Genomic DNA, 16,192 nt, shown 5'->3' with positions numbered 1-16,192 from the left:
TACCTGGAGTATTCTCAGGAGCTTAGGATATGGTCTGGAGTGAGATGTAATGGCAACAATTAAAGATGTAGCGAAGCGAGCAAACGTTTCCACTACAACCGTATCACACGTAATTAACAAGACGCGCTTTGTCGCGGAAGAAACGCGTAATGCTGTCTGGGCAGCGATCAAAGAACTGCACTATTCTCCGAGCGCAGTTGCCCGCAGCCTGAAGGTGAATCACACCAAGTCTATTGGCTTGCTGGCGACCAGCAGCGAAGCGGCCTATTTCGCAGAAATTATCGAAGCCGTGGAGAAAAACTGTTTCCAGAAAGGCTATACGCTGATTCTGGGTAACGCATGGAACAGTCTCGAAAAGCAGCAGGCCTATTTGTCGATGATGGCGCAAAAGCGCGTTGATGGTCTGCTGGTGATGTGTTCTGAGTATCCGGAGTCGCTGCTTTCGATGCTCGAAGAGTATCGCCATATTCCGATGGTCGTCATGGACTGGGGCGAAGCTAAAGCCGACTTTACCGATACGGTCATTGATAACGCCTTCGAAGGCGGTTACATGGCGGGTCGGTATCTGGTAGAACGCGGTCATCGTGAAATTGGCGTGATCCCAGGTCCAATGGAACGTAACACCGGGGCCGGGCGTCTGGCGGGCTTTATGAAAGCGATGGAAGAAGCGCTGATTAAAGTGCCTGATAACTGGATTGTCCAGGGCGATTTCGAGCCTGAGTCCGGCTATCGCGCCATGCAGCAAATTCTGTCGCAGTCGCATCGTCCGACCGCTGTCTTCTGCGGTGGCGATATTATGGCGATGGGTGCGCTGTGCGCCGCTGACGAAATGGGTCTGCGCGTGCCACAGGATGTCTCACTCATCGGCTACGACAACGTGCGCAACGCCCGCTTCTTCACGCCGGCCTTAACGACTATTCACCAGCCGAAGGATTCACTAGGTGAAACGGCCTTCAACATGCTGTTAGACCGTATCGTGAATAAACGTGAAGAGTCACAGTCTATCGAGGTGCATCCACGTCTGGTTGAGCGTCGCTCCGTTGCCGACGGTCCGTTCCGCGATTACCGCCGTTAAGCCTGTTGTGCGGGAGTCTCATCTGGCTCCCGCAGCCATTCCTTGTTCAACGTTTCACTATCCCCTAAATAGTCCAGCAGCCAACTCAATGCCGGTGACGTATCGTTCTGCTGCCATGTCAGACAGCATGCAGCATCAGGAAAGGGGTTCTCCAGTTGCAGCGCAACCCACTTGCCGCTATCGATCCACGGCTTGGCAAAATGCGTCGGTACCATGCCAACACACAGCCCTGCTGATAAGCAGGTAGCGGATGATTCCCAGTCGGGCACGACGACGCGTTTTTGGTTATCCAGCAGCCAGGTAATACGCTTTGGCAGCGTACGGGAGGTATCTTCGCGTACCAGTGACGGCCAGTTGCGCAACGTATCATCACTTAGCGGTCCGGGCATTGACGCCAGTGGATGATGGCTGGCTACCACGCAGCTCCAGCTCAGCATTCCCATATCGCGGAAGGTATAGCGCCCCCCTACCGGAATCGCCTGTGTGGCGCCGATGGCCAGCTCCACGCGTCCATCGGACAGCGCGTCCCATACGCCGTTAAACACTTCCTGAAAAACTAACAACTCCACATCATCAAAGTGACGGTAAAAATCCACGATCATCTGTCGGGTACGATCCGGGCGGACAATGTTATCGACTGCGATCGCCAGCTGTCCGCGCCAGCCGTTGGCAATTTGCTGACATTGCTGGCGCGTGATCTGCATTTTTTTGATAACAGAGCGACCTTCTTTTAAAAACCATGCCCCGGCAGGCGTTAATTCCACATCCCGATGACGTCGCTCAAAAAGTGGTACCGCCAGCCACTCTTCCAGTTGGCGCACAGTGTAGCTTACCGCCGAAGGTACACGGTGTAGCTCCTGTGCGGCCGAACTAAAGCTACCGTTACGCGCAACCGCATCAACCACTTCAAGTGAATATTCCGACCACATATTCTGCCTGCAAAAATTTTGAAATCAGTAAGCAAATATTAGCGTTTCACAGCGAGAATTACACTCACTACACTCAGCGGCATTGTTCTATTGCTAAAAAAAGAGAAATAATGATGCAACCTGGGAAAGGGTTTTTAGTCTGGCTAGCGGGCCTTAGCGTGCTCGGCTTTCTGGCAACAGATATGTATCTGCCCGCCTTCGCCGCAATTCAGTCCGATCTGCAAACGCCTGCATCTGCCGTCAGCGCTAGCCTGAGCTTGTTCTTAGCCGGTTTTGCCGTCGCACAACTGCTGTGGGGACCGCTCTCTGACCACTATGGTCGCAAGCCTATTTTGCTGCTGGGTTTATCTATTTTCGCACTGGGCAGTCTGGGCATGCTGTGGGTTGAAAACGCCACAGGCCTGCTGGTACTGCGATTTGTTCAGGCCGTTGGCGTCTGTGCAGCATCGGTTATCTGGCAAGCGCTGGTTACCGACTATTATCCTTCACAAAAAGTAAACCGCATCTTTGCCACCATTATGCCGCTGGTCGGGTTATCACCTGCCCTCGCCCCGTTATTAGGTAGTTGGATCCTGGTACATTTTTCCTGGCAGGCCATTTTTGCCACCCTGTTCGCCATTACTCTGATTCTGATGCTTCCGGCGCTGCGTTTAAAGCCTACAGCTAAAGCACGCGATGACAGCCAGGATAAACTGACTTTCACCACCTTGCTGCGCTCGAAAACTTACCGTGGAAACGTGCTGATTTATGCCGCCTGTTCCGCGAGCTTTTTTGCATGGCTGACGGGTTCCCCGTTCATCCTTAGCGAAATGGGTTATAGCCCAGCGGTAATTGGTCTGAGCTATGTTCCGCAAACTATCGCCTTTTTAATCGGTGGTTACGGCTGTCGTGCTGCGCTGCAAAAATGGCAGGGTCGTCAGCTGCTGCCCTGGTTACTCATTCTGTATGCCTTCAGCGTTGTAGGCACCTGGGCGACCGGCTTTATTCATCATGTCGCATTGGCTGAAATCCTGATCCCATTCTGCGTTATGGCGATTGCGAACGGCGCAATCTACCCTATCGTTGTCGCGCAGGCATTACGCCCTTTCCCACAGGCCACTGGACGCGCTGCCGCATTGCAGAATACGCTGCAACTGGGTTTATGCTTCCTGGCAAGCCTTGTCGTTTCCTGGTTGATTGCTACCCCGCTGCTCACCACTACCAGCGTTATGCTGACCACGGTATTGCTGGCTGCTGTGGGTTACAAAATGCAATCGCAGAAAACTGACGCCCCGCAAACAGATGACCGCGCGCAAATTGCCCATGGAGAGTCTCACTAATAATTGTCGCGGGCAATTAATTAGCCCGCTAAGAATTATCGGTTGAATCGTCAAAAGTTCAGGCCTATACTGATTTCCGGATGTTAAAAAAACGATAATTTTTATGTGTTAGCGGGAACAAGAATGTTCCCGTATTCCCACGGATGGTCTTTTCGGCAAGGGTTCCTCCCTTCCTCTGTTCTACGTCGGATTATAGATTCACGGATTAATTCCGTGAGATTTCTCACAAAGCCCAAAAAAGCGTCTACGCTGTTTTAAGGTTCTGATCACCGACCAGTGATGGAGAAGCTATGAGTTCATCGTGTATAGAAGACGTCAGAGTACCGGATGATGACTGGTACCGCATCACCAATGAATTATTGAGCCGTGCAGGCATTACCATTAATGGCCCGGCACCGGCGGATATTCGCGTAAAGAACCCCGATTTTTTCAAACGTGTATTGCAGGAAGGATCGTTAGGGTTGGGTGAAAGTTATATGGATGGCTGGTGGGAATGCGACCGGCTGGACATGTTTTTTAGTAAAGTCCTACGCGCCGGTCTTGAAAACCAACTCCCCCGCCACTTCAAAGATACGTTACGAATTGCCGCTGCTCGCTTGTTCAATTTGCAGACCAAAAAGCGTGCATGGGTTGTCGGCAAAGAACATTACGATTTAGGCAACGATCTCTTTACTCGCATGCTGGACCCCTATATGCAGTATTCCTGCGCCTACTGGAAAGATGCCGACACCCTGGAATCTGCCCAGCAGGCGAAGCTAAAAATGATTGCTGAAAAGCTGCAGTTGAAGCCAGGGATGCGGGTGCTCGATATAGGCTGCGGCTGGGGCGGCTTATCCCAGTTTATGGCATCGCAATATGGCGTAAGCGTGGTGGGTGTAACCATTTCGGCAGAACAGCAGAAAATGGCGCAGTCACGGTGTGCGGGGCTTGATGTCACAATTTTGCTGCAGGATTATCGTGACCTGAATGACAAATTCGATCGTATTGTTTCCGTCGGCATGTTTGAGCATGTAGGGCCGAAAAACTACGCCACCTATTTTGACGTGGTCGATCGCAATTTAAAACCGGATGGTCTCTTTTTATTGCATAGCATCGGCTCCAAAAAGACCGACAATAACGTTGATCCGTGGATCAATAAATATATCTTCCCGAACGGCTGTTTACCATCAGTTCGCCAGATTGCCAACGCCAGCGAGCCACATTTTGTAATGGAAGACTGGCATAATTTTGGCGCGGATTACGACACGACGCTGATGGCCTGGCACGAACGTTTCATTAACTCCTGGCCTGAAATCGCCGATAACTATACCGAACGTTTCAAGCGGATGTTCAGCTATTATCTGAACGCTTGTGCCGGAGCGTTTCGAGCTCGCGATATTCAGTTATGGCAGGTGGTATTTTCTCGCGGCGTTGAACACGGCCTGCGCGTTCCCCGTTAATCGTTATCGCCCCCGTATCAACGAGGGCTTAACTCTCAGGCTTAGGCTCCCGCTTCGCCCGTTATGTTGCTGATGGCGCTTTCACGCGCCGCCAGTACACGCTCAACAGTATCAACCACCGCCTGCGTTTGGGGATCGATTTCGATATTGACCCTTGCGCCCAGCTTTTTCTTGCCAAGCGTCGTACGCTCCAGCGTTTCCGGGATCAAGTGCACACAGAAACGCGTCGGCGTCACTTCACCGACCGTCAGACTGATACCGTCAATACCAATAAATCCTTTGTACAGGATATATTTCATCAGCGACGGGTCCTGGACTTTAAACCACACCTGACGGTTATTCTCCGAGGTCAGAATTTTCGACACTTCGGCAGTGGTCATAATATGGCCCGACATTAAATGTCCGCCAATCTCATCACTGAATTTTGCCGCACGCTCAACGTTAACCAAATCACCGACCTTCAGATCGCCCAGATTGGTGATACGCAGCGTTTCTTTCATCAGGTCAAAGCTTATCTGGTTACCGTTAATTTCGGTGACCGTCAGGCAGCACCCATTGTGGGCAACCGATGCGCCGGTCTCCAGCGCATCCAGCATATATTCAGGCAACTCCACAACATGCGTACGAAAATTTGGTTTTTCATCAATGGACACCAATTTTGCGGTGCCCTGCACAATACCCGTAAACATACTTCCTACTCCTGAACTCAATTAAGACATCTCTGCACAGCACAATAGCAGGTGGAAATTCAGGTTGCCAGCAATGCGCCACCAGCGCCTGTTTTTTCACTGGAGAATTACGTATTCCTCGCTACAATAGACTGAAATTTCCCCTGCTTTTTCTCCTTGCTGCCATATAAGGCGGCTTTTTTAGTCTCTCAAATAACAACAATATAGTGGTGTACACGTGCAAAAGTATGTAAGTGAAGCGCGTCAGTTATTAGCTCTGGCAATACCGGTGATTCTTGCGCAAATCGCTCAAACCGCAATGGGATTCGTTGATACCGTCATGGCGGGCGGATACAGCGCTACTGATATGGCGGCAGTCGCCATTGGTACCTCTATCTGGTTACCTGCCATTCTGTTTGGTCATGGACTACTGCTGGCTTTGACGCCGGTCATTGCGCAACTCAATGGTTCCGGACGCCGCGACCGTATCGCCCATCAAATACGTCAGGGATTCTGGCTGGCGGGCAGCGTCTCCGTGCTGATTATGGTTGTGCTATGGAACGCAGGGTACATTATTCGCTCCATGCATAACATTGACCCGGCGCTGGCGGATAAAGCCGTTGGCTACCTGCGTGCCTTGCTGTGGGGTGCACCGGGGTATTTGTTCTTCCAGGTAGCCCGTAACCAGTGCGAAGGATTAGCCAAAACTAAACCAGCGATGGTGATGGGCTTTCTCGGCCTGCTGGTGAACATTCCGGTTAACTACGTTTTCATTTATGGACATTTAGGCATGCCGGAACTGGGTGGCGTAGGCTGCGGCGTGGCTACGGCGGCTGTTTACTGGGTGATGTTTATCGCCATGCTCTCTTACATCAAACGAGCGCGCTCAATGCGCGATATCCGTAATGAGCGTGGTTTCCAGAAACCTGACACCGCAGTAATGAAGCGTCTGGTGCAACTGGGTTTACCTATCGCGCTGGCGTTATTTTTCGAGGTAACGCTGTTTGCGGTGGTCGCTCTGCTGGTATCCCCGCTGGGGATTATCGACGTGGCCGGACACCAGATAGCACTGAACTTCAGTTCGTTAATGTTCGTCCTGCCGATGTCTCTGGCTGCTGCCGTCACCATTCGTGTCGGTTATCGTCTGGGCCAGGGCTCCACGCTGGATGCACAAACTGCAGCCAGAACGGGCCTGGGTGTCGGTGTCTGCATGGCGGTCGTAACGGCGCTTTTCACCGTGACATTCCGCGAGCATATTGCCCTGCTCTACAACAATAATCCGGAAGTCGTCACCCTGGCCGCGCAGCTCATGTTACTGGCCGCGGTGTATCAAATATCGGACTCTATCCAGGTTATTGGCAGCGGGATCCTGCGTGGTTATAAAGATACGCGTTCCATTTTCTTTATAACCTTTACAGCCTACTGGGTGCTGGGTCTGCCGAGCGGCTATATTCTGGCGCTGACCGATCTGGTGGTTGACCGAATGGGGCCAGCAGGATTCTGGATGGGCTTTATTATCGGCCTGACCTCTGCGGCGGTGCTGATGATGCTGCGGATGCGCTTTCTGCAACGCCAGCCGTCAGCGGTTATATTGCAACGAGCTGCACGATAATGCCCAAATAGCCGCCGTCTGGCGGCTTTTTTTACATCCTCAGAACGGGCTGGTGTTTTGGGCGTTCATCCACGCTTCACTAATGGGATGCCTGAAATGCAGTTCACTGGCATGCAGCATCAGTCGCGGCGCCCTTTCAGTGCCAGGCAGCAGACGCCCGCCATACAAATCACAGCCTAAAATCGGATTTCCCAACAGCTGACAGTGGATCCGCAGTTGGTGGGTTCGCCCGGTTTCAGGCATTAGTTGTACCCGCGTCAAGGGGAGCAACGCCCCCTTTTCCTGACGATGATAAAAGCGCTCGACAACCTGATAGCGCGAGCGTGCGGGTTTGCCGTTGAGAGCACAAATTGACATTAATGGAAACAGCGCCGGGTCTTTGGCAATCGCTGCATCGATAACTCCTTCGTCGTTTTCCAGATGCCCGCATAACAGCGCGCTGTACACCTTAGTGACCGTACGCTGGCTGAACTGCTGGCAAAGTGCAGCGTTGATAGCCTTGTTACGGGCGACCACCATCAGTCCAGAAGTGCCGAAATCAAGCCGATGTACCAGCGTGCAGCCAGGGTAAATCTGTACCAGCCGATGATGTACCGAATCGAGATTCTGCGGATTTTTGCCCGACAAGCTAAGTAACCCGCTGGGTTTATTGATTAGCACCAGATGCTCGTCCCGATAGAGGGTCTCTATCTCGTCATGACAAGGCGGGGCAATAAAGGTATCGAGGATCGTAGACATCAGGCGGCCAGAATGAGGTGTGGGGACGGATGATAACGAATTTTCACCGCAGTGGCGAATCGGAGCGCTGACCCAATGGCTGGCATGGTAGAGTGTGATTTATCCTGAGTGCGATGAGAGGGTTATTCTGTGCAACAAATCGATTTTTACATGGTGGATGCTTTTACCACCACGACGTTTGGCGGTAATGCCGCAGCAGTCTGTCCGCTCACGGACTGGTTGCCCGATGAAACATTATTAAAGATGGCGCAGCAGCATAACCAGTCAGAAACCGCTTTTTTTGTCGCCAATGAGAATGGTTTTGAGCTGCGTTGGTTTACCACTCAGGGTGAAATCAATCTGTGTGGGCATGCCACGCTTGCCGCCGCGCATGTCATCTTTGAACATCTGGATTACCCGGATACAAAAATCCATTTTGCTACCCGCTTTGTGGGACCGCTGACGGTCACGCGCAGCGGTGAATGGCTGACGCTCGATTTTCCAGCCTGGCAAAGCGAATCTGCCATGCCGCCCACTTTACTGCTGGAAACATTAGGCATCACCGAATACAAGGAGATGCGCGTGGCACGCGATTACATGGTGGTGTTGGAAAATCAACAGCAGGTTGAGGCTGTTCGCCCAAACATCCACGCCATGCATCCGCTGGGGAAAATGGTGTGCATCACCGCGCCGGGTGACGGGGAATACGATTTTGTCAGCCGTTTCTTCTGCCCGGGTGAAGCCGTCGCTGAAGACCCGGTCACAGGCTCGGCACATAGCATGCTGATCCCTTACTGGGCTGCAAAACTGAATAAAACACAGATGCTGGCGCGCCAGGTCTCTGAGCGCGGCGGGGATTTACGCTGTCAGTTAGCAGGAACGCGTGTTTATATCAGTGGACAGGCAATAACTTATCTGACCGGTAAAGTGCTGCTGCGCTAGCAGCCTTACCCGAAATAACCAATCCATGGAGGATTTATGTCGAACAAACTCGTGCAGATACACTTTGATTTTCATGGTCCGTTTGGGGCTGAGATGTCGAGTCAGCTCGTTGAACTGGCCGAATCAATCAACCAGGAGCCGGGGTTCATCTGGAAAATCTGGACCGAGAACGAAGCAAATCACGAAGCGGGTGGCATCTACCTGTTCCGGGACGAAGACACCGCTCAGGCCTATATCAAAAAGCATACCGCCCGTCTGAAGCATCTGGGTGTGGAAGACGTGACGTTCAAAATCTTCGATATCAATGAACCGTTAACTAAAATTAACCACGGTCACATCGGCTAGTATTTTGCCTTAGACGCCCCGCCCGGGGCGTTTCTTCACTCTCCTGCCTTCCCCTCTTCGTTCCTACCCAGGTTAGCGATTTACGTTAGCCACATTTGCAATAGTTCACAAAATCATCACCCGCGAAAATTATCTCTAGCCGAAAGTGGCATATAGGCGTATAAAATAATACAAATTGTATTATTTTATACAAAGTGAATCATTAGCTACAGGAGGTTTATTATGTCCGCGGACATTACACTGAACTCATCTGCTGGAAGCTTCCCGCCAGCAGGTCATTACTCGCACAGTACAACGGCTGGCGGTTTCGTCTTCATTTCTGGGCAATTGCCGGTAACTTTCGACGGCGAGAAAAAAGCGGATGCCTCTTTTGAAGATCAAACCCGGCTGGTGCTACAGAATATTGATGCTTGTCTGGCGGGTGCTGGAGTTTCCCGCCAGCATCTGGTGTCAGTTCGCGTCTATGTGACGGATATGAATCAGTGGCCGACGTTTAACAAAATCTATGGGGAGTGGATCGGTGATTTCCGTCCATCCCGTGCTGTAGCCGGTGTTGCGGAACTTCATTATGGTTTTGCGCTGGAAGTTGAAGCTATGGCGTTGGCCCCGCAAGCGTGACATTTAACAACATACAGGTAAACAACAATGACTGAAATGACACTGCCTGATTATAACGATGTTGCCGCTGCGGCAGCGCGCATCGCAGATTATGCTAACAAAACGCCGGTGATGACATCCCGAACGGTTAATGAAGAATTTGGCGCGGAAGTCTTCTTTAAGTGCGAAAACTTCCAGAGAATGGGCGCCTTCAAATTTCGCGGCGCTATGAATGCGCTACGCCAGTTCACACCACAACAACGTGCTGCGGGCGTCGTGACGTTTTCTTCCGGTAACCATGCGCAGGCCATTGCACTGTCGGCAAAATTATTGGGGATTCCAGCAACAATTATCATGCCGCATGATGCTCCGGTAGCTAAAGTTGCAGCAACAAAAGGCTATGGCGGAAAGGTGGTAACTTACGATCGATATACTGAAGATCGTGAAAAAATTGGTCGGGGCCTGGCAGAGAAACAGGGGTTAACGCTGATCCCCCCTTACGACCATCCGCACGTGATTGCAGGCCAGGGCACCGCCACAAAAGAGCTGATTGAAGAAGTGGGTCAGTTAGACGCCCTTTTCGTTTGTCTGGGCGGTGGCGGCCTGCTCTCAGGATCCGCTCTGGCTGCCAGACATCTGTCTCCTGACTGCATCGTCTATGGTGTAGAACCTGAGGCGGGGAACGATGGTCAACAGTCGTTTCGTAGCGGAAAAATTGTTCATATCGATACGCCCAAAACCATTGCTGACGGTGCTCAGACCCAACATCTCGGGAACTATACGTTTCAGATTATCCAGCAAAACGTGAACGATATTCTGACGGTTTCAGACGCTGAGTTAATCACCTCAATGAAATTTATCGCTGAACGCATGAAAATCGTCGTTGAGCCGACCGGGTGTCTGGGTTTTGCTGCCGCCAGAGCGCGCAAAGCTGAACTTCTCGGCAAGAAAGTCGGCATTATCATCAGCGGCGGAAACGTGGATATCAGCCGCTACAGTGAATTTCTGGCCGGATGATAAACAGGGTATCTGTCATGCAGATACCCTAATGTTACTGTCTGTACATTGCCGTCTGGAAAAACGATCCCAGGTCACTGTAAACTGCTCGCAATCATGGCAACAGGCATCACCGCAGGAGACTGGCATGCCAAAAACCGACAATAACTCGCTTCTCAGCCAAATTGATACTATCGCCAGGGGATTGAGTGAGACCTTCTCTCCGTTTTGCGAAGTGGTGGTTCATGACCTCAAAAATCCTGAACATGCCATTTTATCCATCCATAATAATCTGTCCGGACGTCAACCCGGCCAGCCAGCAACCGAGCTTGGCCTGGCGAGAATCGCATCGCCTGACTTTCCCAGCATCATTGCGAACTACAGTAATCAGTTTGCCGATGGTCGCCCGGTGAAAAGTACCTCAATTGGCATCAAGGACGAAGAAGGCAGATACGCAGCAGCTCTCTGTCTGAATGTAGATATGACGCTGTTTCGTGGTATGCAGAGTGCTCTTGCGCGTTTTACTGAAACCGAAAACTCCCCCATTAAGGAACATATCGATCCCGGCAGTAACGAAGTCATCCGCCAGCGTATTGATGACTTTGCCGCTAAACGCGCTACGACGGCCCGAGCCCTTAAACCTCAAGACCGTAAGCTGCTGATTCAACAATTACGCCAGGACGGTTTGCTTAACGTACGCAAATCTATGGATACGGTGGCACAGCATCTGGGCGTATCAAGGGCCACCGCCTACCTGTATGCCCGCCAGTCAGTTCAGGCGGGTGAATAAACGGGTTCAGTTGAACTGCACCAGCCGCAGCATAAAAAGTCTGATTTTGATTACCGACACGAAGCGCTCCCGCTATACTTTGGCCCGCTTCGTATCCGATATAGCCACCACCAGTAAACAACGCCCCGCCGCTGGGAAAAATAAACCTTTATTTTCGTAGGCATTTATTGGCACTGAGTCAATAAATGATTTATTTTTGTACATACATAGTGAGATTACGTTTTCCTCAAATAACACCATCAGCATTGATTAAACATCATAATAAAACAGACAAAATCTAACCCATTGATTTAGAGGAATAAAAATAAAGCTGAATTTATTGCATCAATAATACCTATGCAATATATATAAATAGAGTGATATCTAAATTATAATTCTTTTACATCCGGCTGATTGGTGAGGTAAGAATGCGGTTAATCGTAATGTTAGTAAGCTTTGTGCTCACCACCCAGCTCTGGGCAGGTGAACTTCCCCAGCCTTCCGGTACAGTTCTTTTAACGCTGTCCGGTAATATTGAAAATACAAATGCAGACGGGAAAGCCGTTTTTGATACCGCCAGCCTTGAGAAGCTGGGCATGGTCAGTTTCCAGACCACCTCCCCCTGGTATAATGGACGCACTACTTTTACGGGTATTCCACTACAAAAGCTCATGGATTACGTCGGCGCGAGCGGCTCGGTTGTAAAGGTCACTGCGCTCAATGACTACACCACCGTAATCCCTCTCAGTGATTTCAAAAAATACAATGCCATCCTTGCGTTAAAAATCAACGGAAAATATATGCGCATCCGTGATAAAGGTCCTTTATTCATTGTGTACCCCTATGACAGCATGCCGGAACTGAATAATCAGATTTATTATTCAAGGTCTGCATGGCAGGTCAGTAGTATGGATATTGAGTAAGCGTTCAGAGGAACATCATGAACAGAATACTGGCTGGCATCATCTTTTTTCTTTTTATATCTACCGGATATATCTCTTTCCTCGTGCATGAACGGCAACAAGAGTTACAGAAACTGACTCATTACACCGATTCCTGGTCTGCTGCTCAGCTGGTATCACAATATTACCGATTCGAGTCATTGCTGGGTCTTTACACTATCGATGATACGATGAATCTCGATGATGTACGCATGCGCCTCGACATTATGCTCAGCCAGAGTGATTTAATAAAAGAAGGTGACCTGGGGCGCTACATAGAAAGCAATATAGCCCACCGTGAGCTGGCGGTAAAACTTGAAAACACCCTTAGTTTTCTGGATGTTAATCTAGAGAAAATGAACCGTTCAGCACTCCAGGCTTATCTGAAAAAAATGCATACTCTGGATGCGCCACTGGGTCGTCTTTCATCTGGTGCGTTAAACAAAGATGTTAACTCGATCAATAACGCCAACCAAAAAATTCAAACGCTGTACTATATTTACTCAGCAACCTCGGTGCTGCTGATAATACTGAGTGCGATTCTGGGAGTGCTCATTTTCTATCAAAACAGAAATATTCTGCGGGCGCACCTGCAGGTCAAGAGTCTTGCCGAAGAACTGCAGAAATCTAAAGAAAAGCTGCAAATCCAGAATGCTAAACTGGAATATGACGTCTACCATGACTCTCTTACCGAGATGAATAATCGTCAACTATTCTGGAGCGATTTAAATAAAACAATTGAGATAGCAGAAAAAAATCACGATTCTGTGACTGTGATGTTGTTTGATTTAGATCGATTCAAAGAGGTAAATGATACGTATGGTCATGATGCCGGTGATATGTTGCTACGCCAGATATCAGACCGACTGGTTTCAATGAGCCTTACTTCGGATACGCTGTATCGCCTGGGTGGAGATGAATTTGCGTTTCTCTCAAGTGGCCTGACAGAAAGCCACGCCGTTTCGCGGGCCCAGAAAATATGTGAATTTATCAGCCAGCCCTACACTATTTATAACACGATTATCAACATAACCACCTGTGTTGGCATTGTTATCTCAGACACTGAACGTCGTTCCGACTATCTTTATAAATTTGCCGATCTGGCCCTTTATGAAGCCAAAGGTGAAGGCTCAGGTAAGATAAAAGTCTTCCGACAACGAATGTTAGAAAAGCTACAAGAAAGCAGAACGCTTGAGCATGATATGGCATTGGCAATAGTGAACAAAGAATTCGTGGTTTATTACCAGCCCATTGTTGACTCCTTCAGCCAGGAAATTTATAGCTATGAAGCCCTAATTCGTTGGCTCCATCCTCTGAAGGGCCTCCTGTCGCCGGATAGCTTTATTCCTGTTGCTGAAAAAACCGGAATGATTAATGAGATGGGGAAAGCAGTGCTTGAAATTGCCTGCAGGGAAGCGGCTTGTTGGGCGGTTCCTGCTAAAATTTCAGTAAATGTCTCTCCTGTCCAGCTAAGCAGCAAAGCCTTTGTCGGTATCGTACTGTCTATTCTGAAAGAAACTGGACTCCCAGCCGATCGTCTTGAACTGGAAGTAACAGAGTCCTCTCTCTTCACTGAGAGTACGACACCGATGAATACGCTTAATAAGCTCAGAGCCCTGGGCGTAAAAATCTCCATCGATGATTTTGGTACCGGATATTCTTCTCTTTCGCGCCTGAGCAAGCTTGCCTTCGATTAAATTAAAATAGACAAGTCTTTTGTGCATTCAATATCCACACATGAAGATGCGCTTAATATCATCAAACTGATCACGGGCATGGCGAAATCCCTCAATATGAAGGCTGTTGCTGAAGGTGTTGAAACGCAGGAACAACTAAAAAGCCTTCAGGCGCTGGGCTGCGATTTCGCCCAAGGATATCTGTTTGGTAAACCTCAACCTTGTGTCAATGAGGAAATCAGAAATGGTCAAGTTGTGCCAATAAACAACAGAAAAACGATGCCATGAAGATTTTCTATCAGGCTTCAACTGCCCGTAACGCGCTGAGTGGCAATGTCGACGCTAAACTCACCCTGACCTGAGGTTTAAAAAATGAGCACTTTTCATCAACTTACCGCCACAAGCCTGAATGGTCAGCTTATTTCAATGGCCGACTATGCAGGCAAACTGGTACTGGTGGTTAATACCGCCAGCCATTGTGGCTTTACGCCACAATATGCGGGCCTTGAAGCACTGTATAAGAAATACGACACACAGGGCCTGGTGGTGCTTGGTTTCCCCTGCAACCAGTTTGGTAAGCAGGAACCCGGTGGGGCCGACGAAATCGCGCAGACCTGCTACGTCAACTACGGCGTGAGTTTTCCAATGTTTGAGAAAGTGGAGGTTAACGGTGCCGCTACACACCCGGTATTTCGTTACCTGAAAGATGAATTACCCGGCATACTGGGTGGGAGGATCAAGTGGAACTTCACTAAATTTCTGGTCGGACGCGACGGAAAACCGCTTAAGCGTTTTGCCCCCTTCACCACTCCAGAAAAAATAGATACCGTCATCTTTGATGCACTAAAAATCTAATGGTTGCTGTCATTCAAATATCACATTAACACTGTGGATATTCATTGGTTTTTATCTTCAGTAAGTCACCGTATTAGCCAAAATAAGCGGCAATCTTCAGCTAAAGTTGGTAAATCCCCTGAACGGTTCTATAGTCTGGACTGCTTTTCATTACAAGGTTCACTAATGCGATTTAACGGACTGACTAAAGGTTTCTTCATTTTCATACTTGCCCTCGTGACCTGGGCGTTCTTCGATGTGCTGTCCCCCTACTTTTCCGCCATTTTGTGGGCCGCGATATTAACGACTATCTTTAACCCGGTAAAAAACAGACTGCGCAGCGCGCTTGGCGAACGCAACGGACTGGCATCGTTGATTACCATCGTCATTATCTGTCTGATTGTCTTTATCCCGCTGATGGTAATCCTGTCATCGCTGGCCATTGAACTGAACGTGGTGTACACCAAACTGCAACAGAATGACACGCAGTTCCCGGAGGTCGTCGCTTCTGTTCTTTCGTATCTTCCTGACTGGGCCAGAGGTTTTCTGGCAGAACACAATCTGGATGATGTCGCGCAGATCCAGAAAAAACTGTCCGATGTCGTGCTGCAGGGTGGACAGTACCTCGCCGGCAGCGCGTTCCTGATTGGTAAAGGAACATTCGGCTTTGCTATTAGCTTCGGCATCATGCTGTATCTACTGTTCTTCTTACTGAAGGACGGACCGTACCTGGTGCGCCAGATTCTGGACTCATTACCGCTTTCTGATTTTGCCAAACAGCACCTGTTTGCAAAATTCGTCGGCGTGACGCGGGCAACAGTCAAGGGCACGGCGGTCGTCGCTTTGGTTCAGGGTATTCTTGGCGGCATCGCGTTTGCGATTGTAGATATCGACGGTAGCGTTCTGTGGGGCGCGTTGATGGCGTTTCTCTCCCTCGTGCCCGCCGTCGGTTCAGCGATCGTCTGGGTACCAGCAGCAATATTTCTGTTCGCCACCCATCAGCTATGGCAAGGGCTGTTTATCGTTGGCTTCTTTGTGATTATCGTTGGGCTTGTGGACAATATCCTGCGCCCGCTGCTGGTAGGTAAAGACACCAAAATGCCTGATTACCTGATCCTGATAAGCACCCTCGGTGGAATGGAGATCTACGGTATCAACGGCTTTGTGATTGGCCCACTGATTGCCGCGCTATTCATTACCTGCTGGAACCTGTTTTCCGGGCGTGACCATGAAGGTAACGTGGAAGGAATTGACGAAGCCTTTATGGAAGAAGGAAAAAATCCTCCAGATCTGTGATGGCCGGACGATAACAAAAGGCGGTCTTCGGACCGCC

15 protein-coding genes and 1 pseudogene are annotated in these 16,192 nt (G+C 49.8%); 13 read left to right on the top strand and 3 right to left on the bottom strand.

What is annotated here, in order from left to right; all coding sequences use genetic code 11:
* The first annotated feature begins 49 nt into the window (after positions 1–49).
* Entirely contained in the window at positions 50–1,075 is a 1,026-nt protein-coding gene (gene purR / locus E6P06_RS14345; RefSeq protein WP_003029211.1) for an HTH-type transcriptional repressor PurR, read from the top strand.
* Here the strand turns inward: purR and punR are convergent.
* Positions 1,072–2,004, bottom strand: a complete 933-nt coding sequence (gene punR / locus E6P06_RS14340; RefSeq protein ID WP_003029215.1) for a DNA-binding transcriptional activator PunR — start codon at positions 2,002–2,004, stop codon at positions 1,072–1,074. The two genes, purR and punR, sit on opposite strands and share 4 nt — an antisense overlap.
* A 113-nt stretch (positions 2,005–2,117) precedes the next feature.
* Here punR and punC point away from each other — a divergent pair, with 113 nt between their 5' ends.
* Positions 2,118–3,323, top strand: a complete 1,206-nt coding sequence (punC, locus tag E6P06_RS14335) for a purine nucleoside transporter PunC (protein ID WP_003836456.1) — start codon at positions 2,118–2,120, stop codon at positions 3,321–3,323.
* Positions 3,324–3,613: 290 nt separating this feature from the next.
* Complete coding sequence (gene cfa, locus E6P06_RS14330; RefSeq protein WP_071697753.1) at positions 3,614–4,762, top strand: cyclopropane fatty acyl phospholipid synthase; 1,149 nt, start codon at positions 3,614–3,616, stop codon at positions 4,760–4,762.
* Positions 4,763–4,803: 41 nt separating this feature from the next.
* On the opposite strand, the gene E6P06_RS14325 is transcribed toward cfa, so the two are convergent.
* Positions 4,804–5,451, bottom strand: coding sequence for a riboflavin synthase (locus E6P06_RS14325; RefSeq protein ID WP_003832752.1), 648 nt, complete (start codon positions 5,449–5,451; stop codon positions 4,804–4,806).
* A gap of 217 nt (positions 5,452–5,668) precedes the next feature.
* Here E6P06_RS14325 and mdtK point away from each other — a divergent pair, with 217 nt between their 5' ends.
* Complete coding sequence (gene mdtK / locus E6P06_RS14320; protein ID WP_048216502.1) at positions 5,669–7,042, top strand: multidrug efflux MATE transporter MdtK; 1,374 nt, start codon at positions 5,669–5,671, stop codon at positions 7,040–7,042.
* A 39-nt stretch (positions 7,043–7,081) separates the two neighbouring features.
* Here mdtK and E6P06_RS14315 read toward each other — a convergent pair whose 3' ends face one another.
* Positions 7,082–7,780, bottom strand: a complete 699-nt coding sequence (locus E6P06_RS14315; protein ID WP_139935368.1) for an RluA family pseudouridine synthase — start codon at positions 7,778–7,780, stop codon at positions 7,082–7,084.
* Positions 7,781–7,909: 129 nt separating this feature from the next.
* On the opposite strand from E6P06_RS14315, the gene E6P06_RS14310 reads away from it, so the two are divergent.
* From E6P06_RS14310 to E6P06_RS14270, 9 genes and pseudogenes are all read left to right on the top strand, one after another.
* Entirely contained in the window at positions 7,910–8,701 is a 792-nt protein-coding gene (locus E6P06_RS14310; RefSeq protein ID WP_121540029.1) for a PhzF family phenazine biosynthesis protein, read from the top strand.
* Between the two features lie 36 nt (positions 8,702–8,737).
* A complete protein-coding gene (locus tag E6P06_RS14305; protein WP_003836470.1) occupies positions 8,738–9,046 on the top strand; it encodes a monooxygenase in 309 nt (102 codons plus the stop codon).
* 222 nt (positions 9,047–9,268) lie between these two features.
* Positions 9,269–9,664 carry a RidA family protein gene (locus E6P06_RS14300; RefSeq protein ID WP_003029233.1) on the top strand — a complete coding sequence of 132 codons (396 nt, stop codon included), beginning with the start codon at positions 9,269–9,271 and terminating at the stop codon, positions 9,662–9,664.
* Positions 9,665–9,691: 27 nt separating this feature from the next.
* Positions 9,692–10,660: a threo-3-hydroxy-L-aspartate ammonia-lyase gene (locus tag E6P06_RS14295; protein WP_139935367.1), complete on the top strand. Its 969-nt coding sequence runs from the start codon at positions 9,692–9,694 to the stop codon at positions 10,658–10,660.
* Positions 10,661–10,787: 127 nt separating this feature from the next.
* Positions 10,788–11,429, top strand: a complete 642-nt coding sequence (locus E6P06_RS14290) for a transcriptional regulator (RefSeq protein WP_139935366.1) — start codon at positions 10,788–10,790, stop codon at positions 11,427–11,429.
* A 407-nt stretch (positions 11,430–11,836) separates the two neighbouring features.
* Positions 11,837–12,331 (top strand): molybdopterin-dependent oxidoreductase, encoded by a 495-nt coding sequence (locus tag E6P06_RS14285; protein WP_003029241.1) that lies wholly within the window; start codon positions 11,837–11,839, stop codon positions 12,329–12,331.
* A gap of 17 nt (positions 12,332–12,348) precedes the next feature.
* Positions 12,349–14,313 (top strand): annotated as a pseudogene (locus E6P06_RS14280) (putative bifunctional diguanylate cyclase/phosphodiesterase).
* 84 nt (positions 14,314–14,397) lie between these two features.
* Positions 14,398–14,880: a glutathione peroxidase gene (locus E6P06_RS14275; RefSeq protein ID WP_139935365.1), complete on the top strand. Its 483-nt coding sequence runs from the start codon at positions 14,398–14,400 to the stop codon at positions 14,878–14,880.
* A 165-nt stretch (positions 14,881–15,045) separates the two neighbouring features.
* Positions 15,046–16,155, top strand: a complete 1,110-nt coding sequence (locus tag E6P06_RS14270) for an AI-2E family transporter (protein WP_003836479.1) — start codon at positions 15,046–15,048, stop codon at positions 16,153–16,155.
* Positions 16,156–16,192 lie beyond the last annotated feature (37 nt).

The organism is Citrobacter sp. CF971, from assembly GCF_006385635.1.
Lineage (GTDB): Bacteria > Pseudomonadota > Gammaproteobacteria > Enterobacterales > Enterobacteriaceae > Citrobacter > Citrobacter freundii.
The sequence above is the reverse complement of the archived record's forward strand: the minus strand, read 5'-3'. Positions and strand labels throughout refer to the sequence as shown.

Coding starts and splice junctions, on each gene's coding strand:
- purR (WP_003029211.1), top strand. CDS start 50: ATGGCAACAATTAAAGATGTAGCGAAGCGAGCAAACGTTTCCACTACA.
- punR (WP_003029215.1), bottom strand. CDS start 2,004: ATGTGGTCGGAATATTCACTTGAAGTGGTTGATGCGGTTGCGCGTAAC.
- punC (WP_003836456.1), top strand. CDS start 2,118: ATGCAACCTGGGAAAGGGTTTTTAGTCTGGCTAGCGGGCCTTAGCGTG.
- cfa (WP_071697753.1), top strand. CDS start 3,614: ATGAGTTCATCGTGTATAGAAGACGTCAGAGTACCGGATGATGACTGG.
- E6P06_RS14325 (WP_003832752.1), bottom strand. CDS start 5,451: ATGTTTACGGGTATTGTGCAGGGCACCGCAAAATTGGTGTCCATTGAT.
- E6P06_RS14315 (WP_139935368.1), bottom strand. CDS start 7,780: ATGTCTACGATCCTCGATACCTTTATTGCCCCGCCTTGTCATGACGAG.
- E6P06_RS14305 (WP_003836470.1), top strand. CDS start 8,738: ATGTCGAACAAACTCGTGCAGATACACTTTGATTTTCATGGTCCGTTT.
- E6P06_RS14300 (WP_003029233.1), top strand. CDS start 9,269: ATGTCCGCGGACATTACACTGAACTCATCTGCTGGAAGCTTCCCGCCA.
- E6P06_RS14295 (WP_139935367.1), top strand. CDS start 9,692: ATGACTGAAATGACACTGCCTGATTATAACGATGTTGCCGCTGCGGCA.
- E6P06_RS14290 (WP_139935366.1), top strand. CDS start 10,788: ATGCCAAAAACCGACAATAACTCGCTTCTCAGCCAAATTGATACTATC.
- E6P06_RS14285 (WP_003029241.1), top strand. CDS start 11,837: ATGCGGTTAATCGTAATGTTAGTAAGCTTTGTGCTCACCACCCAGCTC.
- E6P06_RS14275 (WP_139935365.1), top strand. CDS start 14,398: ATGAGCACTTTTCATCAACTTACCGCCACAAGCCTGAATGGTCAGCTT.
- E6P06_RS14270 (WP_003836479.1), top strand. CDS start 15,046: ATGCGATTTAACGGACTGACTAAAGGTTTCTTCATTTTCATACTTGCC.